Source organism: Achromobacter sp. CF-sbj1-Ac2-l (assembly GCF_052698165.1).
On record NZ_CP199855.1, the window covers coordinates 3,995,014 to 4,021,061 of the forward strand.

Below are 26,048 nucleotides of genomic sequence, written 5' to 3' on the forward strand. Positions count from 1 at the left end.
CCAAAACAAAGCCCCGCAAGCGATTGCCTGCGGGGCTTTTGGGGTGCGCGCCCGGGATGGGCGAGGCGACCGGGTTTACTGCAACGTACGCGTGAACACGAACTTGCCGTCGCGCCAATCCACCGGCACCACGTCGCGCGGACCGAACTGGCCTTCCAGGATCAGCCGGGCGACCGGGTTCTCGATCTGCTGCTGGATGGTGCGCTTGAGCGGACGCGCCCCGAACACCGGATCGAAACCGTCGCGGGCCAGTTCGGCCAGCGCGGGCTCGGTCACTTCCAGCCGCATCTCCTGCTTTTCCAGGCGCTCGGCCAGGCGGCGCAACTGGATGCGGGCGATGGACTCGATGTGCTGCGCTTCCAGTGCGTGGAACACCACCACTTCGTCGATGCGGTTCAGGAACTCGGGCCGCAGCGTCTGCTTGAGCTCGCCCCAGACCACTTCCTTGACCACGTCGTACGGCTGGCCGGCCAGCGTCTGGATATGCTGCGAACCGAGGTTCGACGTCATCACGATGACGGTGTTGCGGAAGTCCACCGTGCGGCCCTGGCCATCGGTCAGGCGGCCGTCGTCCAGCACCTGCAGCAGCACGTTGAAGACGTCCGGGTGCGCCTTCTCGACTTCATCGAGCAGCACCACGCTGTACGGCTTGCGGCGCACGGCCTCGGTCAGGTAGCCGCCCTCTTCGTAGCCCACGTATCCGGGCGGCGCGCCGATCAGCCGCGCCACCGAGTGCTTCTCCATGAATTCGCTCATGTCGATGCGGATCATGTGCTCTTCGGAGTCGAACAGGAACTCGGCCAGCGCGCGCGTCAGCTCGGTCTTGCCCACGCCTGTGGGGCCCAGGAACAGGAACGAACCGTACGGGCGCGAGGGATCCGCCAGGCCCGCGCGCGAACGGCGGATGGCATCGGACACCAGGCGCACGGCCTCGTCCTGCCCAACCACGCGCTTGTGCAGGTATTCCTCCATGTGCAGCAGCTTTTCGCGTTCCCCCTGCATCATCTTGGACACCGGGATGCCGGTGGCGCGCGACACGACCTCGGCGATTTCCTCGGCGCCGACACGGGTGCGCAAGAGGCGTGGACGGCCTTCGCCACCCTCGGCCTCCTCGGCTGCCTCGGCGGCGCCCACCTCGGCGGCCTTCAGGCGCGCTTCCAGGTCGGGCAGCTTGCCGTACTGCAGCTCGGCCAGCTTGTCGAACTGGCCCTTGCGTTGCAGCTCCGCCATTTCGGCGCGCACGCTGTCGATCTCTTCCTTGATGGCCTGGGTGCCCTGCACCGCGGCCTTCTCGGCCTTCCAGATTTCCTCGAAGTCGTTGTACTCGCGTTGCAGCTTCTCGAGCTCGTCCTCGATCACGCCCAGGCGGCGCTTGGAGGCGTCGTCGGTTTCCTTCTTGACGGCCTCGCGCTCGATCTTGAGCTGGATGATGCGGCGGTCGAGCTTGTCCATCACTTCCGGCTTGGAATCGATTTCCATGCGGATGCGGGCGCCGGCCTCGTCGATCAGGTCGATCGCCTTGTCGGGCAGGAAGCGGTCGGTGATGTAGCGGTGCGAGAGCTCGGCCGCGGCCACGATGGCCGGGTCGGTGATCTCGACGCCGTGGTGGATCTCATAGCGCTCCTGCAACCCGCGCAGGATGGCGATGGTGGACTCGACATCGGGTTCGTCGACCAGCACCTTCTGGAAGCGGCGCTCGAGCGCGGCGTCCTTTTCGATGTACTTGCGGTATTCGTCCAGCGTGGTGGCGCCGATGCAGTGCAGCTCGCCGCGCGCCAGCGCCGGCTTGAGCATGTTGCCGGCGTCCATCGCGCCCTCGGCCTTGCCGGCGCCGACCATGGTGTGCAGCTCGTCGATGAAGACGATGTTGCTGCCGTCGTCCTGCGACAGTTCCTTGAGCACGGCCTTCAGGCGCTCTTCGAATTCGCCGCGGAACTTGGCGCCGGCCAGCAGCGCGGCCAGGTCGAGCGACAGCACGCGCTTGCCGCGCAGGGTCTCGGGCACTTCGTCGTTGACGATGCGCTGCGCCAGGCCTTCGACGATGGCGGTCTTGCCCACGCCAGGCTCGCCGATCAGGACCGGGTTGTTCTTGGTGCGGCGCTGCAGGATCTGGATGGTGCGGCGGATTTCGTCGTCGCGGCCGATGACCGGGTCGAGCTTGCCCTGGCGGGCGCGCTCGGTCAGGTCGAGGGTGTACTTGGACAGCGCCTCGCGGTTGGATTCGCCTTCGGCGCCGGAGACGTTCTCGCCGCCGCGCACGGCGTCGATGGCGGCCTCCAGGGCCTTTTTCTGCAGGCCCGCGTCGCGCAGGATGCGGCCGGCCTCGCCCTTGTCGTCGGCCAGGGCCAGCAGGAACAGTTCGCTGGCGATGTAGGTGTCGCCGCGGCGCGCGGCTTCCTTGTCGGTGCGGGTCAGCACGCCCTGCAGGTCGCGGCCGACCTGGACGTTGTCATCGCCCTGCACCTGGGGCAGCGCCTTGAGCGCGGCGTCCAGGGCCGGCTGCAGCCGGTTGACGGCCACGCCGGCGCGCGCCAGCAGGCTGCCGGCCCCGCTGTCCGGGTCGGACAGCAGCGCCGCCAGCACGTGGACGGGCTCGATGTAGGGGTGATCGTTGCGGGCGGCCAGACTCTGAGCGTCGGCCAGGGCTTGCTGGAACTTGGTGGTCAGTTTGTCGAATCGCATAATGGTCGTTGGTGGCTTGTTGGTGAGCCTGACCGATACGCGCCGGCGGGCTCGATGACCTGAATATGCGGCCGGATGCGAGAATTTCAATACCTCGTCGGCCGCATGGATTTGGTCGGTTAACGCATCCGCGTACAGCAACAATCTGTCCCATGAGCATAAACGTTTTTGTCTACGGCACGCTACGCGCGGGCGAGATCAATGACCTGGCGCAAGCCGCCGCGCGCCGCGGCCTGCCGCCGGCGCGCCACGTCGGCCCGGCCACGGTGCCCGGCATGCTGGTGGATTTCGGCGACTGGCCCGGATTGCTCCCGGTGACCGATGGCCGGCGGGTGCTGGGCGATATCTACGAGGTCGACCCGGCCCTGCTCGCCCTGATGGATGAGATCGAGGAATACGTCCCCGGCCGCCCCGGCTGCTTCGTGCGCCGGCCGGTGCTGGCCCGGCCGCTGGCGCCTGGCGCCGCGCCGGTGGCCTGCGACTACTACCCCATCGACCCGACCTGGCGCGGGGCCGCGGTGGACATCGAGGGGGACGACTGGATCGCCTATCGGCGGGCCCGCCCGGCCCGATCGCAGCCGTAGGAATGCGCTACAAAATGCCGCGTAAGACACCCGTAGTAACAACGGACTACAATGGGTACCTGTCTTCACGCTTTTAAGCCCGTCCAGGCTACCGGCCAGGTCTAGGCACTATAAAGGTCATCGTATGCAAAAACGGGTTCCCGTTGCCCCTGATGCCGCCCACTGTTCCACGTGTATGTTGGGCCACGTGTGTGTCCCGGTCGGGATGGCAGCCGCCGAAGTGGAAAAGCTGGACGAACTGGTGAAAGAACGCGTGCGCCTCGAAAAGGGCAAGACGCTGTATTCGCTGGATCATCCCCTGGACGCCGTCTACGGCGTGCGCTTCGGCAGCCTGAAAACGCAGCTCGAAGACGCCACCGGCCAGATCCAGATCACCGGTTTCCACCTGCCCGGCGAGATCGTCGGCATGGACGGCATGCTCGATGGCAAGCACGTCTCGGCCGCCGTGGCCCTGGAAGACTCCGAAGTCTGCGTGATCCGCCTGAACGAAGTCGACCGCGTGGCCACCCATCTGCCGTCGCTGCAGCAGCAGTTCCGCCGCCTGATGAGCCGCGAAATCACGCGCTCGCACCAGATGCTGGCGTCGCTGGGATCGATGCGTTCCGAACAGCGCCTGGCCGCGTTCCTGCTGAACCTGTCGCAGCGCTATGCGTCGCTGGGCTACTCCTCGACCGAGTTCGTGCTGCGCATGAGCCGCGAGGAAATCGGCAACTTCCTGGGCCTGACCCTGGAGACGGTCAGCCGGCTGTTCTCGCGCTTCGCGCGCGACGGCCTGATCCGCATCAACCAGCGCGAAGTCCGCATCCTGGACCAGCCCGCGCTCAAGCAACTGCTGGGCCACGAGGGCTGCTGACGCCCGCCCGCGCCATGCGCCGCACAGCCGCACCCGGCGCCGCGCAGCCCCATCCGGCTACGCGCGTGCCGCGCTCGCGCCGGGCGCGGGGCGTGGCGGCGCTGATCCTGGCGGCCCTGCTGCCCCTGGCGGCGCGCGCGCAGACGCCGCTGCCCGACCCCTACGATTACGACGAACCCGCGCCCGCTCCCAAGCGGGTGGTGGTGCCGCGCTGGCAGACGCTGGAACTGGGCAAGCCCGGCCATCGCTACAAGATACCGGTCTATGCTAACCGGAACCTGGCGCGTAGCGACCTGCGCGATATCAAGCAGATCGTGATCGTGTTCCATGGGGTCAAGCGCAACGCGGACGCCTATTACGAAACGGTCGCCACGGTGCTGGCCGCCAATCCGGCGCGGGCCAACGACACGCTGATCCTGGCGCCGCGCTTTGTCGGTTCGATCGACTCGGGCTTCGCCGGCATGGCCGCGTGGCGCAAGGCCGGCTGGGAGGACGGCGAGGACAGTGTGCAGGCCAACGGCCGGCCCGCGCCGGTCAGCTCGTTCCAGGTGATTGACGACCTGCTGCGCAGCCTGGACGATCGCAAGCGCCTGCCGATCCTGGCCGGCATCGTGCTGGCCGGGCATTCCGGCGGTGGCCAACTGGTGCAGCGCTACGCCGTGCTGAACCAGATCGACGGCCCGTTGCGCCGCGACGGCGTCGCGCTGCGCTACGTGATCGCCAACCCCTCGTCGTACCTGTATCTGACCCGCGAACGCCCGCGCCCCGACGGCAAGGGCTACGCGCCCTACGAGCGCGGCATCTGCCCGACCTACAACCAATACAAGTACGGCACCGACAAGCTGCCCGCGTACGCGCAGGAAACCGACGACACGCGCCTGTTCATCCGCTACGCGGCGCGCGACGTGACCTACCTGCTGGGCGGCGCCGACAACAACCCCGAGCACCGCCTGCTGGACAAGACCTGCGGCGCCGAGGCCCAGGGGGCGACGCGGCTGGCGCGCGGCACCGCCTACCTGCAGTACGAGCGCATCGTCGCCGCGCGCGGCAGCCGGCCGGTGACACTGCATCGCGCCGGCTTCGAAGTGACGGGCATCGGCCACGACAACAAGGGCATGTTCGGCTCGGTCTGCGGCGCGCGCGCCTTGCTCGGCGACGATGCCCAGGCGCCCGCCGGCGCGGCGGCCTGCACGGTGATCGAACCGCCGCGCAAGTAGACGCGCCCGGACCGCAACGCGGCGCGGAGTATCCCGCCGGCGATTATTGACACCAAGCTGAACGAATAACCTGGACGGGCGCAGGGGTGCATTTTGGCGCCAGCAGGCGCACCATAGGCGGGAACCGTCTCCGTGGAAGACAGATATGAGCCAAGCGTATCTCGACATGCCCGACGCCAAACGCCGCATCAAGGCGATCTTCGTCGGCTCCATGGGCAACCTGGTCGAATGGTATGACTTCTACGCCTATACCGCCTTCGCCCTGTACTTCGCCCCCGCCTTCTTCCCCTCGCACGATCCCGTCGTGCAGCAGTTGAACGCCGCCACGCTGTTCGCCGCCGGCTTCATCGTGCGGCCGCTGGGGGGCTGGCTGTTCGGCCACCTGGCCGACCGGCACGGGCGCCGATTGTCGCTGATGGTCTCGGTGGGCATGATGTGCGTGGGATCGCTGATCATCGCGGTCACGCCCACCTATGCCTCCATCGGCCTGGCGGCGCCGGCGCTGCTGGCACTGGCGCGGGTCATCGAGGGCCTGAGCCTGGGCGGCGAATACGGCGCCAGCGCCACCTACCTCACCGAGATCGCCGATCCCGATCATCGCGGCTTCTATTCCAGCTTCCAGTACGTCACGCTGATCGGCGGCCAGCTCTGCGCGATCCTGGTGCTGCTGTTGCTGCAGAACGTATTCCTGACGCACGAGCAACTGGTGCAATGGGGCTGGCGCATTCCCTTCGTGATCGGCGCCATGCTGGCCATCATCACCGCCGTCATGCGGCGCGACATGCCGGAAACCGACTCCTACCGGCAGGCCAGCCAGACCAAGCCCAAGACCAGTTCCCTGCGCGGCCTGCTGCGCTATCCGCGCGAGGTCGCCATCGTGGTGGGCCTGACGGCCGGCGGCACGGCGGCGTTCTACACCTTCACCACCTACATGCAGACCTTCGTGCGGCAGACCGCCGGGTTCTCCGACATCGTCACCACCTACGTGATCGCGGCCTCGCTGATCTTCGCGCTGATCCTGCAGCCGCTGTATGGCGCGCTGTCCGACAGGATCGGGCGCAAGCCGCTGCTGGTGTTCTTCGGCATCGCCGGCGCGCTGCTTACCGTGCCGCTGCTGATGACGCTGTCGCAGACCCGCTCGCCGTTCATCGCCTTCCTGCTGATCTGCGCGGCCTGGATCTTCACGGCCGGCTACACCTCGATCAACGCCGTGGTGAAGGCCGAGCTGTTTCCCACCAATATCCGCGCCACCGGCGTGGCGGTGCCGTACGCCATCACCGTGTCGATCTTTGGCGGCACGGCGCCCGCCATCGCGCTGTGGTTCAAGCAGCAGGGCCACGAGCAGTGGTTCTACTACTACCTGGCGGGCGTGATCTTCATCTCGCTGCTGGTGTACGCGACCATGCGCGACACCAAGCATCAGTCGGCCATGCACCGGCACGACTGACGCCGCACGCGGGGAATGGCCGGCGCGCGCGGCCGCCCGTGCGACGACCGGCCGCGCGCGCCGGCGATGTGCGACCGTGCAAAGTCGCACGGGCCGTCAGCCCGGCTGATGCGCGCTGACGGCGTCCAGCACACGGGCCGAATACACCATCGCGGCGCCAGCGTTCAAGGCCACCGCCACGCCCAGCGCCTCGCCGATTTCCTCGCGGGTGGCGCCGTGCTTGAGTGCCTGCGCCGAATGCACCGTGATGCAGCCGTCGCAGCGGGTCGTGACCGCCACCGCCAGCGCGATCAATTCGCGCGTCTTGGCATCCAGGTGCGCGGTCCTGGCGCCGGCGGCCGACAGCGCCTGGTAGCCCTTGAGCGTGTCGGGCGTGAGCGCGCCCAGTTCGCCGATGCGGCCCATCAGTTCCTTTTGGTAGTTCACCCAATCCAGCATGTCGTGCTCCTTGAAAAAAGCGGCGTGGCTGAATGCCTGACGCCATGGAGGCAGTATGCGCGACCGGGCAGCGATTATTTAGCCGGAAAATCGCGTTTATATGCTTATTCGTATCAACCGTGCATCCGAGGGTTGCCGTGCCGGGCGGCTGGCGGCGGGCAGCGAGCCGCGGGAAACGGGAAGCGGGCGGAGGTTGTTGGACCGCGGCCTAGCGCCGCGCGCCCGTCAGCGGCCGCGGTGGCGCTGGCGGCGCCGGTTCGAGAGGCGCGGCCTGCAACGACTGGATTTCCAGCGGTGACCGGGCCTGGGCCACGCAGGGCAGGATCCAGCCTTCTTCCTTCTCGTCGCGCGACAGGCCCGGCCATTCGATGCGGTAGGCGATCTCGCCTTCCAGCATCAGGCACATGCAGGCGCGGCAGGTGCCGTTGCGGCAGGAACTGGGCAGCTTGATGCCGGCGGCCTGCGCGGCCGCCAGCAGGGTCGAATCGGCGTCGGCCTCGAAACGCAGTCCGGACGGGTGCACCAGGACAGGAAAGGCGGGCATGGTCGGCGGGATCGTTCGTCTAGTGAGGGCGGCGGCGCGGGCCGGCCTTCAGGGCGGGGAAGGCCGCTGCCCGCTCAGGCGGGCTGGTCCTGCCAGTCCAGTTGCCAGGCGCCGGACAGCACGTTCTGCAGCCACAGCGTGCAGGTCAGGGTCTTGGCGTCGGTGACTTCGCCCTTGGCGCAGGCCGCGTACAGGTCTTCGGGCAGGGCGCTGAAGACGTCGAGGAATTCGTCCTGGTCCAGTTGCCGGGGGCCGGCGCGCAGGCCGCGCGCGAAGTAGATGTGGATGATCTCGGTGGAATAGGCGATGGCCAGGTGCAGCGCGCCGGCGCGGGCCCACTGGCTGGCGGTGTAGCCGGTTTCCTCGAGCAGTTCGCGCTTGCCGCAGGCCAGCGGGTCTTCACCCGGATCGAGCTTGCCGGCGGGGAATTCGGTCATGACGCGGCTGATCGGATAGCGGTACTGGCGCTCGAGCAGCACGCGGCCGTCGTCGAGCAACGGGATCACCACCACCGCGCCCGGGTGCACGACGTATTCGCGCGTGGAGGTGTTGCCGTTGGGCAGCCGCACGGTGTCGTTGCGGATCTTGAGGAAGCGGCCATCGTAGGCGGCCTCGGTGGAGACGCGTTCTTCGAACAGATGGGAATCGGACTTGTCGGTCATGGCGCGGCGTGGGAAGGTGCAAGCGCCGGCACGCAAGGCAGCCGGCGCGAAGAGCTTGCAGCTTACCATCGCGCCCGCCATGGCCGCCTCATGGAGCTGACGGGCGTGATGGGAATGACGGGCATCATGCCCCCCGCGCAGGACCAAGCGCCGAGGATCTCGGGGCGGCAGGCTCGCCGCCCCGTGTATCAGTCGAACTTGCGGCGGGCGTCCAGCGCCAGGCCGGCGCCGATGCTGCCGAACAGGTCGCCTTCGACGCTGCGCGCCTGCGGCACCAGCGCCGAGACGCAATCGCGCAGGCGCGGCACGCGGCTGGAACCGCCGGTGAAGAACACCGTGTCCACGTCGGCGGGGGCGACGCCCGCGTCGCGCAGCAGGACGCCGACGGTCTGTTCGATCTTCTCGATCAGCCGCGCCACGCTGGCGTCAAACGACGGCCGCGTCACGTCCACGCCCAGCTCGGGCGCGATGCGCGAAAGGTCGATGCGCGCGGCCGGGCCTTCCGACAGCGCGATCTTGGCCTCTTCCACCTGCACCGCCACCCAGTGGCCGGCGCGCTGCTTGACCAGGTTCAGCAACAGGTCGATCTTGTCGCGGTCGCCGGCTTCGGCGCGGATGTAGGCGAAGTGTTCGGCCGCCTTGCGGGTGTAGGCCTGGTTGATGGTGTGCCAGCAGGCCAGGTTGCCGTATTGCGTGGACGGCACATCCTTGCCGCTGCGCAACTGGCTGCCCAGCCCCAGCAGCGGCATGACGTGCGCCAGGCTGAGCTGCTTGTCGAAGTCCACCCCGCCGATGTGCACGCCGCCGTAGGCCAGGATGTCGTCGCGGCGATCCGGCTTGGCGGCGCGGCCCGGCCCCAGGCGGATCAGCGAGAAGTCGGATGTGCCCCCGCCGATGTCGATGACCAGCACCAGTTCCTCGCGGTCGATCTGCGACTCGTAGTCGAAGGCCGCCGCCAGCGGCTCGAACTGGAATTCGATGTCGGTGAAGCCGACGCTGCGCGCGATCTCGCCCAGCGTGTCCTGGGCGGTCTGGTCGGCGGCGGGGTTGTCGTCGACGAAGAACACCGGCCGGCCCAGCACGGCGCGGGTGAAGTCGCGGCCGGCGGCGGTCTCGGCGCGGCGCTTGAGTTCGGCGATGAAGCGCGTCAGCAGCACGCGGAACGGGATCGAGCGGCCCTGCACCTCGGTGGAGCCGTCGATCAGCGAACTGCCCAGCAGGCTTTTCATCGAGCGCATCAGGCGCCCGTCGTAGCCCGCCAGGTAGTCGGAGATGGCCGCGCGGCCGTAACTGACCTCGGCGTCTTCATCGTGGAAGAAGATGGCCGAGGGCAAGGTGGTCTTGCCGTCTTCGAGGGCCAGGAGCGCGCGCTGGTCGGGGCGGCTCCAGCCGACGGTGGAGTTGGAGGTGCCGAAGTCGACGCCGCATGCGGTGGAAATCATGGAAATTCGGGGGCTTGAAAGCAAAACGGCGCACAAGTGTAGCCGCAACCGCCCGAAACGCCATGTCACCCTCGGCGGCGCAGCGCCAACGCCACGAATGCCAGGGTGGCAACGGCCGCCAGCAGCCCGCCGCCGAAACCGGCGGCATAGCCCAACCGCGCCGCCAGCGCCGTGATCAGCGACGAGGTCAGGATCTCGCCCAGGTCGCGCGCGCTCTGCACCGCCGTCATGTCGGTGCCGGCCTGCGTGCCGCGCGCGGCGAAGCGCATCGCCAGCGTCATCAGCGCAACCGAGGCCGCGCCCGCGCCGAACGAACCCAGCGCCTGGGCCAGATAGGCCGTCGGCGTGGGCTGCGCCGCCCAACCCTGCGCCTGCGCCAGCCAGGCCGCGGCGGCCGCGCCCGACGCCGCCAGCCCCAGGGCCAGCGCGCCGCGTGCGCCCATGCGGCCCACCAGCCAGGCGCCGCCGCCGCAGCCGAGCAAGACGGTCACCGCGCCCCCCGCCATGCCAAGTCGCCCCACCGCCTCCACCGGCCAGCCCGCGTCCACCAGGAACAGCTTGGACAGCCCATAGCCCGCCACCGCCGTCATGGCCGCCAGGAACGCCGCCAGCACCAGCGCCCAGGCGCCGGGCCGGCGCGCGAAGCGCGCCAGGGTGGCGCGCCGCGGCGCGGCGGCGGGCGCGGGCAAGGCGGCTTCACGCCACCCCAGCGCCATCAGCAGGCTGAAGGCCACCACCGCCGCCAGCAGCGTCAGCGCAACGCCCTGCCCCAGCCACCCCGCCAGCACCAGGCAGCCCGGCCCGCCGGCGAAAAAGCCGACCATGGTGCCGCCGACCTGCACGGCGTTGGCGCGCGCCAGCGCCTGGCCATCGAAGCGCTCGGCGGTCAGGCCGTCGGTGGCGATGTCCTGGGTGGCGCTGGCCAGCGAGGCCAGGGCCATCAGGCCCACCACCCAGGGCGCGCTGGCGGCGGCGATGCCGGTCATGGCCACCGCCGCCAGGCAGGCCAGCACCACGGCCTGCATCGGAAGAATCCAGCTACGGCGCCGGCCAAGCGCGGCGCGCCAGCGGTTGTCGACCTGCGGCGCCCACAGGAACTTCAGCACCCAGGGCAGCCCCACCAGCGGCAGCCAGGCCAGCGCGTGCAGGGGCGCGCCGTCGCGCCGCAGCAGCGTGGGCAATGCCTCCATGGCCACGCCCAGCGGAATGCCCTGGGAGAAATACAGCGCGCCGATCATGACGAACAGGCGCGCATTCGCGGTTTGCTTCACGTCGATTTCCTTCAAGCTTGCGTTGCCGCGCCCACGCGGCGGTGTTCACTGCCCTGCCCGGGCGTGACGAACAGGATGCGGGCCGGACAGGCCACGCGCAGGCGGTGCCAGATGCCGCGCGGCACCACGGCGCCGCGCCGGGCGTCCAACAGCACATCGGTCTCGGCGCCGGCCTCGTCCATCAGCGTGAGCACCACGCTGCCTTCCAGCACACAGAGCATTTCCTCGCCGGCGGGATGGCGTTCCCAGACATCGCCGTGCACGTCGGCGTCGCTGGCCGCGGCCTTGATGCCGACCAGCCAGCCTTCGTGCGGCGCCAGGCGCCGCAGCCTGCCGATGTCGCGCATGCCGCCATCGCCAGCCAGCGCCATGAAATGATCGAGCCAGTCGAACACTGGCACAGGCGTCATTGCAGCCACGTTGTCTCTCCTTGAAAAAACGGATGGACGGCGCGCCTGCGCCGTCCATCGATCGCACACCGCTCAGTACTCGGCGCGCAGGGTCAGCATGACGTTGCGCGGCTCGCCGTAGCGGTTGTTCCAGGCCGTGCCCGACAGGCTCTGGTAGTAGCCGCAGTCGAACACGTTGTTGACGTTCAGCGCCGCGGTCAGGTGCTTATCGACGCGATAGGCCAGACGCAGGTCGACCAGCGCATAGCCGCCCTGGCGCAGCGTGACCGGGCCCGACACGGTCGAGTAGCCGGACTGCACCTGCAGGCCGCCGCCCACGCTCAGGCGCCGCTGCATCGTCGGCAGCGCATAGTTCGTCCACAGACGGAAGATGTGCCTGGGCGTGAAGCTGGCGAAGGGCTGGCCGCCGGCCTGCGTGTCGGTCAGGTACTTGCTGGTGTTGAAGGTGTAGCCGGCCGCCACCGTCCAGTTCGGCGTGATGCTGCCGCTGGCCTCGGCCTCGAAGCCGCGGCTGCGCACCTCGCCGCCCGCCACGTAGTAGCAGTTCTGGCCGACGCAGGGCCAGGCCGGATCCTGCTGCGCGCGGTTCTTCTGGCGGATCTGGAACGCGGCCAGCGATACGTTCAGCGCGCCGTCCATCAGTTCGCCCTTGATGCCGGCCTCGTAGTTGGTGCCGGTGACCGGGTCCAGCCCCTGGCCGTCGCGCGTGAGCTGGGTCTGCGGCTGGAACACCTCGGCATAGCTGCCGTACAGCGACCACTGGCGGTCCAGATCGACGATCAGCCCGCCGTAGGGCGTGAATTCGGGGTCGATGCGCTGTCGCGAACCGGGCGCGTCCTGGTTCCACCAGCTCATGCGGCCGCCCAGCACCAGCGTCAGTGGATCGGCCAGGGAGAAGCGGCCCATGCCGTAGACGCCCTGCTGGCGCGCGCGCGTCTCGCCCGGCGAGGTATAGGGGCCGACGCCCGGCTCCGGCACGCTGCGCGGATCCCAGTCGAACACGTTCACCGGCACGCGCAGCGCCGGCGTCAACTGGCCGGTGTACTGCTCGGACGTGGTGCGCTGCGCATTGCCGCCGACCAGCAGCTCGTGGCGCCGGCCGAACAGCTCCACGGGGCCGCTGACGTAGGCATCGACGCTGGCCTGGGTGTTGTCGAATTTGTAGGCGCCGCCCATCAGCGCCGAGCCCAGGCCAGTCTGGCGGTCGATCGCGCCATAGGCGCCGGCGTACTTCAGGTTGCTGTCGGCGGTGAGGTAGTTGGCGCTGAGCTTGGCGCTCCAGCCCTGGCCGAAGCGGTGTTCCAGGTCGGCGAACACGCGCGTCGTGTTCCAGTTGAAGCGGTCCCAGGCCGCGTCCAGGTAGGTCGAGCGCTTCAGGCCGATGTCGCCGCCATCCTTGTAGCGTGGCACGCCCGCCATGTTGGTGGTGGAGCGGATGCGCTGGTATTGCAGCCCGGCCGACAGTACCGTGTCCGGGCCCAGGTCGACCTCGCCGATGCCGTAGAACAGCGCCGACTTCTGGTCCGCCACGTCGTAGAAATAGCCGCGGTCTTCAAAGGCCGTGACGAGACGGCCGCGCACGCTGCCGCTGGCGTTGAGCGGGCCGCCCAGGTCGGCCTCGGCGCGGTAGCGGTCCCAGTTGCCAGCGCTGACCGCGCCGCTGAAGGCGAACTCGCGCTGCGGACGCTTGCGCACCAGGTTGACGGTGGCGGCGGGATTGCCGGCGCCATGCAGCAGGCCGTTGGCGCCGCGCAGGATCTCGACGCGCTCGTACACCGCCATGTCCTGCGGCGACGCGGCCATGTTGCCCATCAGCACCGGCACCCCATCCTGCTCGTACGAATCGACCTTGAAGCCGCGGGAATAGTAGGCCGTGGTCAGCAACTGGTACGGCTGCACCGTGATGCCGGTGGCGTGCAGCATGACGTCATCCAGGCTCTGCAGGTTCTGCTGCCGCATCTGTTCCTGGCCGATCACGGTGATCGACTGCGGCGTCTCGCGCACCGTCAAGGGCAGCTTGCCCATCGTGGGCGCCGGCGCGGTCGCGTCGCGTTCGCCGCTGACGGTGACCGCCGGCAAGGTCGCGGCATCGTCGGACGCTTGCGCCGCCACCGGCCCCGCCGCCGTCAATGCCAGCCACACCGGCCAATGGCGCGCCGCGCCCTTGCGCGGCCGTGCCGCCCTGTTCCTGAACCTTGATCGCACCGCCGTTCCTCTTTCCTGGTTACTGAGAATTATTCTCAAACCATTCTAGAGAGCGACGTGGCGCGCCACTGGCGATTGCGGAAGTCTCGCTGGCGATTGCGGAAGTTTTTTACCGGGCGGGCCGAGGCGGCCGGCGCGCACCACGCGACGCGCGCGGCCGCCTCATGCGATGACGACGGTCAATACTCGGCGCGCACCGTCAGCATGAAATTGCGCGGCTCGCCGTAGTAGTTGGTCCAGTTGGCATCGTTCAGGCGCTGGTAGTAGACGCGGTCGAACAGGTTGTTGGCGTTGAGCGCCACCGTGACGTGCTTGTCGACGCGATAGGCCACGCGCATGTCGGCCAGCGCGTAGCCGCCCTGGCGCAGCGTGATGGTCTTGGCCACGTTGTAAAAGCCCGATTGCACCTGTACGCCCCCGCCGATGCTCAGGCGCCGCTCCAGCGCCGGCAGGGCGTACTCGGTCCACAGGCGGAAGATGTGCCTGGGCGTGAAGCTGGCATAGGGTTGGCCGCTGGCGCGCGTGTCCACCATGTACTTGGTGGTGTTGAAGGTGTAGCCCGCCGCCACCGTCCAGTAAGGCGTGATGGCGCCGGCGGCCTCGGCCTCGAAGCCGCGGCTGCGGACCTCGCCCCCGGCGACCGAGGGGCAGCGTCGGCCCGCGCACACCACCGACGGGTCGGCCTGGGCGCGGTTCTTTTGCTGGATCTGGAACAGCGCCAGCGACACGTTGAGCGCGCCGTCCATCAGTTCACCCTTGACGCCGGCCTCGGTGTTGGTGCCCGTGACCGGATCGAGCGGCTGGCCGTCGCGATCGAGCTGGTCGATTTGCGGCATGAATACCTGCGCGTAACTGCCATACAGCGACCACTGCCGGTCCAGGTCGACGATCAGGCCGCCATAGGGCGTGAATCTGGCGTTGGTGCGCTGGCTCGCTTTGGGCGTTTCCAGCCGGCTCCAGTCCATGCGCGCGCCGAGCACCAGCGTCAGCGGATCGGCCAGCGAGAAGCGGCCCATGCCGTACACGCCCTGCTCCCGGTCGCGATTGATGCTCGCAGACTTGTAGGGGCCGATGTCGTAGTCGGGCACATCGCGCGGATGCCAGTGGAACACGTCCATCGGCATGTTCAACTGAGGGCTGGTGACATCGGCATTCAGGTTCTCGTACGAAGTCCGCAGTGAATTGGCGCCGAACAGCAGCTCGTGGCGCCGCCCGAACAGTTCGACCGGGCCGCTGACGTAGGCGTCGATGCTGGTCTGGCTGTTGTCGTACTTGATGCCTCCTCCCGACAGCTTGGCGCCCAGGCCCGTCGCGCGGTCGATCCCGCCGTTGACGGTGAGGTACTTCATCTCGGAATCGGAGCGAAGATGATCGACGCTGAGCCGCGCACGCCAGCCCTGGCTGAAGCGGTGGTCCAGGTCCGCGAACACGCGCGTCGTGTTCCAGTCGGAACGGCTGCCGGCGGACTCCAGGTTGACCGAGCGCCGCAGCCCGATCGGCGCGCCGTCCTTGTAGCGCGGCAGTCCGCCCATGCTGGGCGGCGGATGCGAGCGCACGCGGCTGTGCAGCAGGCCCGCCGACAGCACGGTGTCCGGGCCCAGGTCGACCTCGGCAGTGCCGTAGAACAGGCCGGTCTTCTCGTTCGCGCTTTCATAGAAGAAGCCGCGGTCGGCCATGACCCCGACGACGCGGCCGCGCACGCGGCCGCTGTCGTTCAGCGGTCCGCCCAGGTCGACTTCGGCGCGATAGTTGTCCCAACTGCCGGCGCTGAGTTCCCCGCCGAAGGCGAATTGCCGCTGCCCCCGCTTGCGCACCAGGTTGACGGTGGCCGAGGGATTGCCGGCGCCGTGCAACAGGCCGTTGGCGCCGCGCAGGATCTCGACGCGCTCGTAGATGGCCATGTCTTCCGGCGCGGCGGCGCGGTTGCCCATCATGGCCGGCACGCCGTCCTGCTCGAAGGATTCGATCTGGAAGCCGCGCGCGTAGTAGCCGGTGGTGAGGTGATGGTGCGGCTGCACCGTGATGCCGGTGGCGTGCCGCATGACGTCGTCCAGGGTGTGCAGGTTCTGCTGGCGGATCTGTTCCTGGCCGATCACGGAGATCGATTGGGGCGTCTCGCGCACGCTCAAGGGCAGCTTGCCCAGCGTCGGCTGTTGCGCGGCGCCGGCCTCGCGCTCGCCGCTGACGGTGACCGTGGGCAAGGTGGCGGCGCCCGTGGGCTCCTGGGTGCCTTCGGCCAGCGCCGGCCCCGTCGCCACCGCCAGCCAGAGCGGCCATTGGCGCGCCAACCGCACGCGCCGCGCGTTGTTCCCGAACCTAGAACGCATGGGTACTTCTCCTTCGTTAATACTGAGAATTATTCTCATACAATTTCGAGGAGAAACCGCAACGCGCAGGCGTTTGTAAGACTCTTGCCATGGAAACCGCGCGGGCGCGAACGCGCATCGGCATGCGCGCGATCCCGCGCGACGGGTGGGGCCAGAACGCCGACAACCGGCGGCGCGGTCAGCGGCTGCGGATCAGCGCGCGCGGCAGCACGCCGTAACGCCGCTGGAAGGCCTTGCTGAAATGCGAATCCGTATAACCGCAGGCATAGGCGGCCTCCGATACGCTCATCTCGCCGGCGGCGAGCAGCGCGTGCGCCTGCGCCATGCGCTGCTCGCGCACGCAGGCATAGACGCTGCATCCGAACAACTGGCGAAAGCCCGTGGTGAGCTTGTTGACGTTGACGCCGACACGGCGCGCCAGCTCGGGCAACGTGGGGGGATGCTGAAGATCGGCCAGCAGCAGATCGCGCGCGTGGTGCAGGCGTTCAACGTCGGCGCGCGACGGTCCGCCCGGGGTCGATGCGGCCGACGCCGGTTGGAGCGCGCCCAGCGCCAGCGCGGTCAGCTCCAGCGCCTTGGCGGACAGGTACATGCGCTTGAGCGCGCCCTGCATGGGGCAGGCCAGCATCTGCCGGCCCAAGGCCTGCAGCGGCGCGGCCAGCCGCAAATTGGCGTCGGCATAGGGTTCGCCGTCGCGCGGCGCGCGCAACAGGCCCGCGATGTCGGCCGGCTCCAGGGATAAGGACTCGCGCAGGTGTTCCAGCGAGGTGCGCAGCGACACGAAGCGCAGCGACCGGCGCGCGCCGAATTCGTGTTCCATGCGCAGCGGATCGCGGCACAGGCTCAGGTGCAGCAACGGCCCGCTGACCTGGGCGGCCGGCGCGCCCGGCACGCGGTAGCGCAGCTCGCCGTCCAGCACCAGCACCAGCTTCAGGCCCGGCGCCAGGTCTTCCAGCACCCGTTCGCCGCGCTCGAAGCGCAACGTGCCGCCGGCCAGCGACATGGCGGGCGTGGCGGCCGGAACGGCCCAATCGAGTTCGGGGTGAGAAGCGGTCACGGTCGCGGGCCCGCCCGGGGCCCGATACTTTATTGAGAGTGACTATTATTACCGTTTTCGCCTCGCTCATGCCAACGCGGCGTTGCGCGCGGCGCGGCGCAGCGCCTGGGGCGGCTGGCCGTAGACCCGCAGGAAGGCGCGCCGCATCCGTTCGCTGTCCATGAAACCGACGCGCCGCGCCACGCTGTCGATACTGTCGTCGCCAGCCTCGATGCAGGCCCGCGCCGCCTCGGCGCGGATGCGCTCGACCGCCTTGGCGGGGGTTTCGCCGGTATCGGCCTTGAAGCTGCGCAGGAACTGGCGCGGACTGACGCAGGCCACCTCGGCCAGATGCTCCACCGTCAGGGCCGCGCCCAGGTTGGCGCGGATATGTTCGAGCACCCCGCGCATGCGCTCGCTGTCGGGCGCCAGGTCCTGCAGGGCCGAGAACTGCGATTGGCCGCCCGAGCGGCGGTGATACACCACCATTTCGCGCGCGGTGGTGGCCGCCAGTTCGGCGCCCAGGTCGGCCTCCACCATCGCCAGCGCCAGGTCGATGCCGGCGGTGATGCCGGCCGAGGTCCAGGTATCGCCATCGCGGATATGGATGCGGTCGGGCTCGACCCGCACGCCCGGATGCTCGCGCGCCAGCATTGCGGCATGGCGCCAATGGGTGGTGGCGCGGCGGCCGTCGAGCAGGCCCGCGCCCGCCAGCACCAGGGCGCCGGTGCAGACACTGGCCAGGCGCCGGCCCGCCTGCCGCTGCGCCAGCAGGCGGGCGCGCAGGGCGGGCGTGACGGCGGCGGCGCGCGCGCCCTCCCCGCCAGGCACCACCAGGGTATCGGCGGGCGTGCCGTGCCAGGACACCGTCTGGACGCCGATGCCACAGGAGCTGCGCACCGGGCCGCCGTGTTCGGAGACGACGTGCACCGCATACGCGGGGCCGGCGGCGGTCTGCGCGAAACGGCCGGCGGTCTGGAACACCGCGGCCGGGCCGGACATGTCCAGCAACTGAAAATCGGGCACCAGCAGGAAGGCGACGTGGTGGGTCATGACGGCTTGGGGTTCAGGGTGGGGGCTGGGATTGGTGTTCGGGTTTGGCGTTTTTTGAGGTAATTATGTCATTCACGCCAAAGTCTGCGTCGATACAGTGGGGTCTGTCAAACCCCCGCTCTCTTTTTCTTCCCATGCCTTCCTCGCCCTCGCCCGCCACGGGCCGCCGCAACGCCCGCATCCTGGCCGTGTGCCAGGGCCTGTTCATCGCGGCCATCTCCATCGACCTGACCCTGACCGCGCTGACCGGCCACATGCTGGCGCCGGACAAGGCGCTGTCCACGCTGCCGTTCGCGCTGATCACCGTCGCCGGCGCCGTGGTCACCTGGTTCGCTTCGCTGCTGATGCAGCGCATCGGCCGCCGCAACGGTTTCGCGCTGGGCGCCCTGGCGGGCGCGGCGGGCGGCGGCATCTCGGTGTGGGCGGTGTTCCATGCCGATTTCTGGGCGTTCTGCGCGGGCACCGCGCTGGTCGGCGTGTTCCAGGCGTTCGCGCAGTACTACCGGCTGGCGGCGGCGGACGCGGTGGAGCCGGCCGCCAAGAGCCGCGCGATCTCGGTGGTGATGACCGGCGGCGTCATCGCCGCGATCGCCGGGCCGGCGCTGGCGGCCTGGAGCCGCGACCTGTTCGCGCCGGTGACGTTTGCCGGCGCCTACCTCATGGTGGCGCTGCTGGCGCTGTTGTCCGCCGCCCTGTTGTTCGGCTTCTACCGCGATACCGAGGCGCCCGTGGCCGCGGGCGAAGTCCAGGGCGGACTGCCGGCGCGCCCGCTGCGGGCGGTGGCGCGCCAGCCGGTGTTCATCGCCGCGCTGGCCAACAACGTGGTGGGATCGGTGTCGATGATGTTCATCATGACGGCCGCGCCGCTGGCGGCGGTGGCGTGCAGCCACAGCATCGGCGACGGCGCCAACATCATGCAGTGGCATCTGGTCGGCATGTATGCGCCCGCCTTCTTCGCCGGCGCGCTGATCCAGCGCTTCGGCCTGCCCAGGGTGCTGGGCGCGGGCATGCTGCTGAACGTGGCCTGCGCGCTGATCGCGATGGCCTCGCCATCGCTGCCGGCGTTCTACGCGGCGCTGTTCTGCCTGGGCGTGGGATGGAATTTCATGTTCGTCGGCGGCACCACGCTGCTGGCGCAGTCGTACCGTCCCTCCGAGCGGGCCCGCGCCCAAGGCGCGGCCGAAATGCTGCGCTACGCGGCCACCGCGGTGGCGACGCTGGCGGCCGGTCCGGCGCTGGACGCGTTTGGCTGGGAGGCGCTGAATGCCGCCATGCTGCCGGTGGTGCTTGCCGCCGGCCTGATGACCTGGCACTGGGCGCGCGGATCGGCCAGGGCCGCCACGGCAGCCGGCCCGGCCTGACCAGGCCCTGCCTGAAGCGGGTTGGCCTGACCGAGCCCAACCTGACGCTGCCCTGCCGGATCAAGCCCGGCAGGCGCGGCGCCTACTGCTGCTGGCGACGCTGCTCCAGTTCGCGCAGGCACTGGGCGACGCCGGCCTGCATCTGGGCGTTGGAGACGGCGGCGCGGTCCGAGACCTCGCGGCAGCGCACGTATTGCGCCTGGCTCTCGGGCGTGTCGCGGATCACGGCCGGCGCCGCATTCGGGTCGGGCGTGACGGTCATGCGCAAGGTGGACGGCGGCGACAGGCTGCCGTCCTTGGAGCGCTGGCTGGGATACTGGAATTCCTGCGTGACCGGCGCCGCGTTCTGCGCCTGGGCCGCGCCGCCCAGGCAGGCCAGGGCCAGCAGGACGGCGGTGAACGGGAGTTTCTTCATGACGACCTCTCTTTGTTGGTCGCGCCCGGGCCAGATACCCCGCCCGGTGACGCGCCGGTCTATCGTAGCCCCACGCGCGCCCGCGGGGCGTGCCAAGACGCTACGCCAGCCGCGAGATTTGTTTCTTGCGGTTTCCCCGGCGCCGTTCAGCGCGCCGCCGGCGGCTGGCGCAAGGGCGCCAGCAGGGACGACAGGCCGTTGTGGTCCAGCTCGTGCATCAACGCCAGCAGGCGCCCCAGTTCGCCCGGCGGAAAACCCTTGCGCGCGAACCAGGCCAGGTACGGCCCCGGCAGGTCGGCGATGAGGCGCCCCTGGTACTTGCCGAAAGGCATGGTGCGCGTCACCAGCAACTGCAGCAGTTCGGGATCCATGGGCCGCTACCTCGCTTCGCCAAAGCCAATGTCGGCCGCCGGCACGGCGGCGATCTTCACGCCGAAGCTGGAGATCGACGACAGCGTGGCGTTGTGGTGCGCGCGGATCTGCGCGCCCGCCGCGTGCGGCCTGTCGTGGGTGGTGTGGGCGTCGGCCGCCAGCGTCACCGGATAGCCCAGCGCCGCGGCGCGGCGCACGGTGGTATCGACGCAGAACTCGCTGGCGTAGCCGCACACCACCAGATGCGTGGCGCCCGCCCGCGACAAGGCATCGTCCAGGCCGGTGCGCAGGAAGGAATCGGGCGTGGTCTTGCGCACCCGCACATCGCCATCGGCGGGATGCAGGCGCGTGTCGAGCTGCCAGCCGGGCTCGCCATGCGCCAGCTTGCCGCCGGGCGCTTCATGCTGCACGTAGATCACCGGCGCGCCGGCGGCGCGGGCGCGCCCGGCCAGGTCATTGATGCGCGCCAGCACGGCGCCGGCATCGGCCGGCTCGGGCGTGGTTTCGAACAGCGCGCGTTGCACGTCGATCACAATCAAAGCGGAAGTCATGGTTCTCGCGAAAGGAAATGGCGGCCCGGCCCCACCGGGCGCGCGGCGTGGGAAAGCAAGCCTAGCCGCATTCGGCGCCCACCAGCGGGGGCGGCCAGATGCGCGCGTACATCCAGAAATGGCGAGGCTCGCCGCGCACCTGCCGGTAATGATGCAGCAGCCCTTCGCGGTGGAAGCGGCAGCGCTCCAGCACGCCGGCCGACGCCGTATTGGTATCCAGCACGGTGGCCTGCACCCGCGCCAGGCCCAGCGTCTGCAAGGCCCACGTGGACACGACTTCGCAGGCCTGCGTGGCGATGCCGCGGCGCCAGTGCGAAGGCGCCAGGTCATAGGCGATTTCGGCACGGCGCGCGCCCGGCGCGATCTCGTTCAAACCGATGGTTCCGATCAGGCGGTCGTCGGCCTCGACGATGGCCAGCCGCACGCAATGGCTGGCGGCGGGGTCGGCATAGCCCTGGATCAGCGACGCCAGCGCATCCGGGCCGTCCAGTTGCCAACTGGTGTGGCGGGTTACGTTGTCGTCGCGCAGGTAGGCATGCCAATCGGCCGCGTCGGTGTCGCGCAGCGGGCGCAGGCGCAGACCGGCGATACCCAGTTCGGGCGCGCGCCGCGGCCAGTCGGAAAGAGGCAGGAACATGAAGAGGGCTACGTGGCAAAGGATGGGCCGGTGCGCTCGCGCCGGCCAGGAACAGATTAACAGGCCCGCGCCCGTCAGAAATCCAGCCGCCCCTTCAATTCGCTGAAAGGCACCATGATGTGCTCGCGATAGGCGGGACGCTCGCGCAGGCGGTCGTACCAGGCCCGCACGTGCGCCAGGGGCTCGCGGGCGATGTCCAGCTCGTAGTAGCGGTAGAGCGCGGTGGCGGCGGGAATGTCGGCCAGCGTCAGGGCCTGCCCGCCCAGATAGGGTTGCGTGGCCAGCACCGCGTCGAGCTGGCGCAGGCAGGCATGGGTGGCGGCCAGGCTGCGCGCGATGGCGGGCAGGTCGCGCTGCGCCTCGGGGGTGCGGTAGTAGCCCCAGAACACGCCCGACAGGAATGCCGGCTGCAACGCCGTCTGGGCCCAGTCCATCCAGCCGTCGGCGCGCGCGCGGCGCGCCGGATCGGCCGGCCAGAAGGCCTCGGCGCCATGGCGCGCGGCCAGGTAACGCAGGATCGCGTGCGACTCCCACACCACCGTGTCGCCATCGCGCAGCAGCGGCACCCGGCCATGCGGGTTCATGCGCAGGAAATCCGGCGTATCGAGCAGGCCGAATTGTCCGCCGGCGGGAATGTGTTCGTAGGCCAGGCCCAATTCGCCCGCCAGCCAAAGCACTTTCTGCACGTTGAACGAACTGCGCCGGCCCCAGATCGTCGGCAGGGTCATGGCCTGTCCTCCCGTGTCAGCCGGCCACGACGATGCGCGGCTCGCACAGCACCGGGAAGTTCACCGAATTGGCGATGTAGCAGAAATGGTGGGCGCGGGCGTGCAGCGCTTCGGCCAGTCCGGCATCGCCGCCCGCGGCGATGGTGACCTCGGGCCGCAGCGTGACCGAGGCGAAGGCGCCGCCGCGCTCGGGGTCTTCGCGCATGACGCCGTGGGCGTCGTCGCGGTAGGCTGTGACGATGATGTTCTCGACCGCGCACAGATGCAGATACCAGAGCTTGTGGCAGGCCGACAGCGAGGCCACCAACAGGTCCTCGGGATTCCAGCGCGCCGGGTCGCCGCGGAACGCGGGATCGGCCGAACCGGCGATATCGGGCTTGCCCGGCGACTGGATCACGTGGTCGCGGGCATATGCGGTGTAACTGGCGGTGCCCTTGCCGGTATTGCCGGTCCAGGTCACGCCGACGTCGTAATGGTGTTCGCCTTTCATTGCGGCTTCCTCGCGGCGCGCCACGCCGGCGCGCAAAGATCGCTAGCGTAGCGCATGCGCCACGCGCCGGAAACGGGACGGCGGCGCGCGCTATCCCGGCATGGTGTCCGGATAGGACGGAACGCCCGGCCCATGATCGAGCCACGGCACGTCGTGCGCGGTGTGGATGTGCGCGAGCGGCCGCGCGCCGGGATCGTCGTCCAGCGTCGCCACGCGCAGGATGACCTGCGGCTGCGCCACCCAGTGCGCCATCAGGTGCGCGCCGCAGCGGGTGCAGAAGTGGCGGATCTTGCCGGGCGACGATTCATAGGCGCCCAGCGCGTCCACGCCACGGGTCCAGCGGAAATCCGCGCGCGCCACCCGGGCGGTCGAGGCGAACGCGGCCGCGTGCGCCTTGCGGCAGGTGGCGCAATGGCAATGGACGATGGGCCCGGCCAGGCGCCGCGCCTGGTAGGCCACGGCGCCGCACAGACAGCTTCCTTGCATGATGAGGCTCCTTCGCGCCCGCGGCACGATGCCGCGGGCCCGCCGATGAGCGTAGCGCGGGCCTGATTGGCGCGCCGCGCCGATACGGCCAGGATGGCGGGCGGCGGCGGACATGCGCGGCCACGGCGCAAGGCCTGGCCGGCCGCCGCAGCCGCGTCAGGCGCCCTGCCCTTGCCGCGCGCCCATCAGCGAGCGCGACAGGCGACTGGCCGCGGCGAGGATCGGCTCCTTCAGTTCATGCAGCACGCTTTCGCCCAGGCGCGAAATCGGCCCCGAGATGCACACCGCCCCCTGCAGCGCCCAATTGATGCCATAGACCGGCGCGGAGATGCTGGAGACCTCGGGATCGCGTTCGCCCAGCGACACCATGTAGCCGGCGCGGCGCACCGACTCATAGGGTTCGCCCGGTTCGCCGGAGAAGGCGAGCAGCACGCGGCCGGGGCTGCCCAGCTCCAGCGGCAGGGCCGCGCCCACGCGCACGTGGTGCCGGATCGACCTGGGGCCTTCGACCCGCGCCATGCAGATGCGCTGCTTGCCTTCGCGCACGTAGAACGTCGCGCTCTCGCCGGTTGCCGCCGACAGCTCGCGCAGGATCGGCTGGACCACCTCGACGATGTTGAAGGTGGCCTGGTAACACGCGCCCAGCCAGCCGGCGGCGCGCGCCAGGCGCCAGGTGCCGTCGGGCCGCTGCGCCAGGTAGTCGTCCATGGCCAGGGTGCGCGCCAGCCGCAGCACGGTGGAGCGATGGCAGCCGGTGCGCCGGCTCAGTTCCGCCAGCGACAGATGCGGATCCTCCACGCCAAAGGCTTCAAGGATGCGCATCGCGCGGCGCACGGCCACGACGCCCTCTTCGCTCGGCGCGTCGGTGGATTCCGGAGGCAGGTCATCGTTCGTCATATGAAACATGTTCCGCTGTATGAACTCGTATTGTATTGGACGGAACATCCTCCGACAATTCCTTCCATCAAAAACAAATATCGGAGACAAAACATGAAGCCGTTCGCACGCTTGCTGTCGGGCCTGGCCCTGATGTGCATGACCAGCCTGGGCGCCGCCCAGGGTTACCCCGACAAACCCATCCGGCTGATCGTGCCGTTCCCGCCTGGGGGCGGCACCGACGTGCTGGCCCGCGAAGCGGCGATCAAGGTGGCTGGCAACACCGGCTGGAACATCGTCACCGAAAACCGCCCCGGCTCGGGCGGCAACATCGGCGTGGACGCCGTCGCCAAGTCGGCGCCGGACGGGTATTCCCTGGTGCTGGGCCAGACCAGCAACCTGGCGATCAACCCGACGCTGTACGCCAAGCTGCCCTACGACCCCGAGAAGGACCTCACCGCCATCGGCCTGGTGGCCGACGCGCCGCTGGTGATCGTGGTGCCGGCCAACTCGCCGCTCAAGACCTTCGAGGACATGATCGCGGCGGCCAAGGCCAAGCCGGGGGCCTTGAACTTCGCCAGCTCCGGCAACGGCACGGTGGCCCACCTGGCGGCGGTGCAATTGCAGAACGCGGCGGGCATCCAGCTCACGCACATCCCCTACAAGGGCGCGGCGCAGGCGTCCAACGATCTCATCGGCGGACAGATCGACATGTACCTGTCGTCCGTGCCGACGCTCATCGGCCACGTGCGCAACGGCAAGATGCGGGCGCTGGCGGTGACCTCGGCGCAGCGCGTGCCCGACATGCCCGACGTGCCCACCATTGCCGAGCGCGGTTTCCCCGGCTTCGAGGCCGTGACCTGGTTCGGCCTGGCCGCGCCGGCCGGCACGCCCAAGGACATCGTGCAGCGCCTGAATGCCGAGTTCAACAAGGCGCTCCAGACGCCGGAGCTGCGCGTCAAGTACCAGGAACAGGGCGCGCGCGTGCTTACCGACACCCCGGAAGCGTTCGCCAAGCTGATCCACGACGACCGCATCCGCTGGGGCAAGATCGTCAAGGACTCGGGCGCGAAGGTGGAGTGATCCGGCCGTGGCTGCCCTTTACGCCTACTCCAGCGGCGACGCCAGGCCGGCCACCGCCGCCCCGCCCGGGGCGTGCGACTGCCACATCCACGCGTATGACGCCCTCTACCCGGCGGTGAAGGGCGCAAGGCTGCTGCCGCCGGACGCGTCCATGGCGCAGTACCGCGCGATCCAGGCCCGCCTTGGCACCCAGCGCGCGGTGCTGGTCACGCCATCGACCTATGGCGCCGACAACCGCGCCATGCTCGATGCGTTGGCCCAACTGGGCGGGCAGGCGCGCGGCGTGGCCGTGATCGATGGCAGCGAAAGCGATGCGCAACTGCAAGCCTTGCATGACGCCGGCGTGCGCGGCATCCGGCTCAACCTTTCGCTGGGGGTGACGAGCACCATCGACCAGGTGCTGCCGCTGGCGGCGCGGGTCGCCCCGCTCGGGTGGCATGTGCAGTTGCTGATGCCGCCCGATCGGCTGGCGCAACTGGATGGCCTGCTGTCGGCCCTGCCGGCGCCGATCGTGTTCGATCACATGGCCCGCATCAGCCCGGCGCAGGCCGGCGCGCATCCGGCCCATGCCCTGGTGCTGCGCCTGCTCGGCCAGGGCCGCGCCTGGCTCAAGCTGTCGGGCGGCTACCTCGTCAGCCCGCGCCACAGCATCGAGGATCCCGCGCTGGATGCGCTGGCCCGCGGCTATCTCGACGCCAATCCCGAACGCATCGTCTGGGGCAGCGACTGGCCACACGCCTCGGCGTCGGCCGGCATGCAGCCCATGCCCGACGACGCGCGCCAGCTCGACCGGCTGGCCGACTGGGCCGGCAGCGCCCGGCTGCGCCAGGTCCTGGTGCACAACCCGGCGGCCCTGTACGGCTTTGCGGCATGAATAC

Annotated in this window: 26 protein-coding genes; 7 read left to right on the forward strand and 19 right to left on the reverse strand. The window is 69.5% G+C overall.

Translation table 11 applies throughout. The features are described 5' to 3' along the window. Window positions 1–75 precede the first annotated feature (75 nt). On the reverse strand, window positions 76–2,682 hold the full coding sequence (clpB, locus tag ACUDCK_RS18095; protein ID WP_049073056.1) for an ATP-dependent chaperone ClpB: 2,607 nt from the start codon (window positions 2,680–2,682) through the stop codon (window positions 76–78). A gap of 152 nt (window positions 2,683–2,834) precedes the next feature. Between clpB and ACUDCK_RS18100 the strand changes: the two genes are divergently transcribed. The 4 genes from ACUDCK_RS18100 (at window position 2,835) to ACUDCK_RS18115 (ending at window position 6,783) form a co-directional block, all read left to right on the forward strand. Next, window positions 2,835–3,266, forward strand: coding sequence for a gamma-glutamylcyclotransferase family protein (locus ACUDCK_RS18100; RefSeq protein ID WP_054502042.1), 432 nt, complete (start codon window positions 2,835–2,837; stop codon window positions 3,264–3,266). Between the two features lie 124 nt (window positions 3,267–3,390). Then, a complete protein-coding gene (locus tag ACUDCK_RS18105; RefSeq protein WP_049073054.1) occupies window positions 3,391–4,119 on the forward strand; it encodes a helix-turn-helix domain-containing protein in 729 nt (242 codons plus the stop codon). 14 nt (window positions 4,120–4,133) lie between these two features. Further along, window positions 4,134–5,336 (forward strand): hypothetical protein, encoded by a 1,203-nt coding sequence (locus ACUDCK_RS18110; RefSeq protein ID WP_420867700.1) that lies wholly within the window; start codon window positions 4,134–4,136, stop codon window positions 5,334–5,336. A 145-nt stretch (window positions 5,337–5,481) separates the two neighbouring features. After that, window positions 5,482–6,783: an MFS transporter gene (locus ACUDCK_RS18115; protein WP_175166714.1), complete on the forward strand. Its 1,302-nt coding sequence runs from the start codon at window positions 5,482–5,484 to the stop codon at window positions 6,781–6,783. Window positions 6,784–6,879: 96 nt separating this feature from the next. Here the strand turns inward: ACUDCK_RS18115 and ACUDCK_RS18120 are convergent, their stop codons facing one another. From ACUDCK_RS18120 to ACUDCK_RS18165, 10 genes are all read right to left on the reverse strand, one after another. Next, window positions 6,880–7,221 carry a carboxymuconolactone decarboxylase family protein gene (locus ACUDCK_RS18120; protein WP_054502039.1) on the reverse strand — a complete coding sequence of 114 codons (342 nt, stop codon included), beginning with the start codon at window positions 7,219–7,221 and terminating at the stop codon, window positions 6,880–6,882. 208 nt (window positions 7,222–7,429) lie between these two features. Next, window positions 7,430–7,765, reverse strand: a complete 336-nt coding sequence (locus tag ACUDCK_RS18125) for a 2Fe-2S iron-sulfur cluster-binding protein (RefSeq protein ID WP_054502038.1) — start codon at window positions 7,763–7,765, stop codon at window positions 7,430–7,432. Between the two features lie 74 nt (window positions 7,766–7,839). Further along, the gene (locus tag ACUDCK_RS18130) at window positions 7,840–8,427 is read right to left on the reverse strand and encodes an NUDIX domain-containing protein (RefSeq protein ID WP_175166713.1); all 588 of its coding nucleotides are present in this window, start codon (window positions 8,425–8,427) and stop codon (window positions 7,840–7,842) included. A 188-nt stretch (window positions 8,428–8,615) separates the two neighbouring features. Next, window positions 8,616–9,869 carry an Hsp70 family protein gene (locus ACUDCK_RS18135; RefSeq protein WP_063587686.1) on the reverse strand — a complete coding sequence of 418 codons (1,254 nt, stop codon included), beginning with the start codon at window positions 9,867–9,869 and terminating at the stop codon, window positions 8,616–8,618. A 65-nt stretch (window positions 9,870–9,934) separates the two neighbouring features. Next, complete coding sequence (locus ACUDCK_RS18140; RefSeq protein ID WP_144654912.1) at window positions 9,935–11,107, reverse strand: RhtX/FptX family siderophore transporter; 1,173 nt, start codon at window positions 11,105–11,107, stop codon at window positions 9,935–9,937. 44 nt (window positions 11,108–11,151) lie between these two features. Beyond that, window positions 11,152–11,550, reverse strand: a complete 399-nt coding sequence (locus ACUDCK_RS18145) for a cupin domain-containing protein (protein ID WP_054415903.1) — start codon at window positions 11,548–11,550, stop codon at window positions 11,152–11,154. Window positions 11,551–11,622: 72 nt separating this feature from the next. Continuing rightward, window positions 11,623–13,755, reverse strand: a complete 2,133-nt coding sequence (locus ACUDCK_RS18150; RefSeq protein WP_445659246.1) for a TonB-dependent siderophore receptor — start codon at window positions 13,753–13,755, stop codon at window positions 11,623–11,625. Between the two features lie 179 nt (window positions 13,756–13,934). Then, the gene (locus ACUDCK_RS18155) at window positions 13,935–16,082 is read right to left on the reverse strand and encodes a TonB-dependent siderophore receptor (protein WP_175166711.1); all 2,148 of its coding nucleotides are present in this window, start codon (window positions 16,080–16,082) and stop codon (window positions 13,935–13,937) included. A 178-nt stretch (window positions 16,083–16,260) separates the two neighbouring features. Next, a complete protein-coding gene (locus ACUDCK_RS18160) occupies window positions 16,261–17,139 on the reverse strand; it encodes a helix-turn-helix transcriptional regulator (RefSeq protein ID WP_244976821.1) in 879 nt (292 codons plus the stop codon). A 66-nt stretch (window positions 17,140–17,205) separates the two neighbouring features. Then, a complete protein-coding gene (locus ACUDCK_RS18165) occupies window positions 17,206–18,171 on the reverse strand; it encodes a GlxA family transcriptional regulator (protein ID WP_175166710.1) in 966 nt (321 codons plus the stop codon). Window positions 18,172–18,305: 134 nt separating this feature from the next. Here ACUDCK_RS18165 and ACUDCK_RS18170 point away from each other — a divergent pair, with 134 nt between their 5' ends. After that, window positions 18,306–19,532 carry an MFS transporter gene (locus tag ACUDCK_RS18170; RefSeq protein ID WP_059271543.1) on the forward strand — a complete coding sequence of 409 codons (1,227 nt, stop codon included), beginning with the start codon at window positions 18,306–18,308 and terminating at the stop codon, window positions 19,530–19,532. Window positions 19,533–19,614: 82 nt separating this feature from the next. Here ACUDCK_RS18170 and ACUDCK_RS18175 read toward each other — a convergent pair whose 3' ends face one another. From ACUDCK_RS18175 to ACUDCK_RS18210, 8 genes are all read right to left on the reverse strand, one after another. Continuing rightward, window positions 19,615–19,947, reverse strand: a complete 333-nt coding sequence (locus ACUDCK_RS18175; protein ID WP_054502033.1) for a hypothetical protein — start codon at window positions 19,945–19,947, stop codon at window positions 19,615–19,617. Between the two features lie 146 nt (window positions 19,948–20,093). Further along, on the reverse strand, window positions 20,094–20,318 hold the full coding sequence (locus ACUDCK_RS18180; protein WP_006385039.1) for a DUF3820 family protein: 225 nt from the start codon (window positions 20,316–20,318) through the stop codon (window positions 20,094–20,096). Window positions 20,319–20,324: 6 nt separating this feature from the next. Then, a complete protein-coding gene (locus ACUDCK_RS18185) occupies window positions 20,325–20,870 on the reverse strand; it encodes a cysteine hydrolase family protein (RefSeq protein WP_445659247.1) in 546 nt (181 codons plus the stop codon). 61 nt (window positions 20,871–20,931) lie between these two features. After that, window positions 20,932–21,507, reverse strand: a complete 576-nt coding sequence (locus ACUDCK_RS18190) for a GNAT family N-acetyltransferase (protein ID WP_064527790.1) — start codon at window positions 21,505–21,507, stop codon at window positions 20,932–20,934. 74 nt (window positions 21,508–21,581) lie between these two features. Further along, the gene (locus ACUDCK_RS18195) at window positions 21,582–22,229 is read right to left on the reverse strand and encodes a glutathione S-transferase family protein (RefSeq protein ID WP_081273637.1); all 648 of its coding nucleotides are present in this window, start codon (window positions 22,227–22,229) and stop codon (window positions 21,582–21,584) included. Window positions 22,230–22,251: 22 nt separating this feature from the next. Next, window positions 22,252–22,725 (reverse strand): OsmC family protein, encoded by a 474-nt coding sequence (locus tag ACUDCK_RS18200; protein WP_020928506.1) that lies wholly within the window; start codon window positions 22,723–22,725, stop codon window positions 22,252–22,254. 90 nt (window positions 22,726–22,815) lie between these two features. After that, a complete protein-coding gene (locus ACUDCK_RS18205) occupies window positions 22,816–23,211 on the reverse strand; it encodes a GFA family protein (protein WP_144654844.1) in 396 nt (131 codons plus the stop codon). A 156-nt stretch (window positions 23,212–23,367) separates the two neighbouring features. Then, on the reverse strand, window positions 23,368–24,117 hold the full coding sequence (locus tag ACUDCK_RS18210; protein ID WP_054502028.1) for an IclR family transcriptional regulator: 750 nt from the start codon (window positions 24,115–24,117) through the stop codon (window positions 23,368–23,370). Between the two features lie 84 nt (window positions 24,118–24,201). Here ACUDCK_RS18210 and ACUDCK_RS18215 point away from each other — a divergent pair, with 84 nt between their 5' ends. Both ACUDCK_RS18215 and ACUDCK_RS18220 read left to right on the forward strand, forming a co-directional pair. After that, window positions 24,202–25,170 (forward strand): Bug family tripartite tricarboxylate transporter substrate binding protein, encoded by a 969-nt coding sequence (locus ACUDCK_RS18215; protein WP_020928509.1) that lies wholly within the window; start codon window positions 24,202–24,204, stop codon window positions 25,168–25,170. Window positions 25,171–25,177: 7 nt separating this feature from the next. Then, complete coding sequence (locus ACUDCK_RS18220) at window positions 25,178–26,044, forward strand: amidohydrolase family protein (protein ID WP_064527797.1); 867 nt, start codon at window positions 25,178–25,180, stop codon at window positions 26,042–26,044. Window positions 26,045–26,048: the final 4 nt, after the last annotated feature.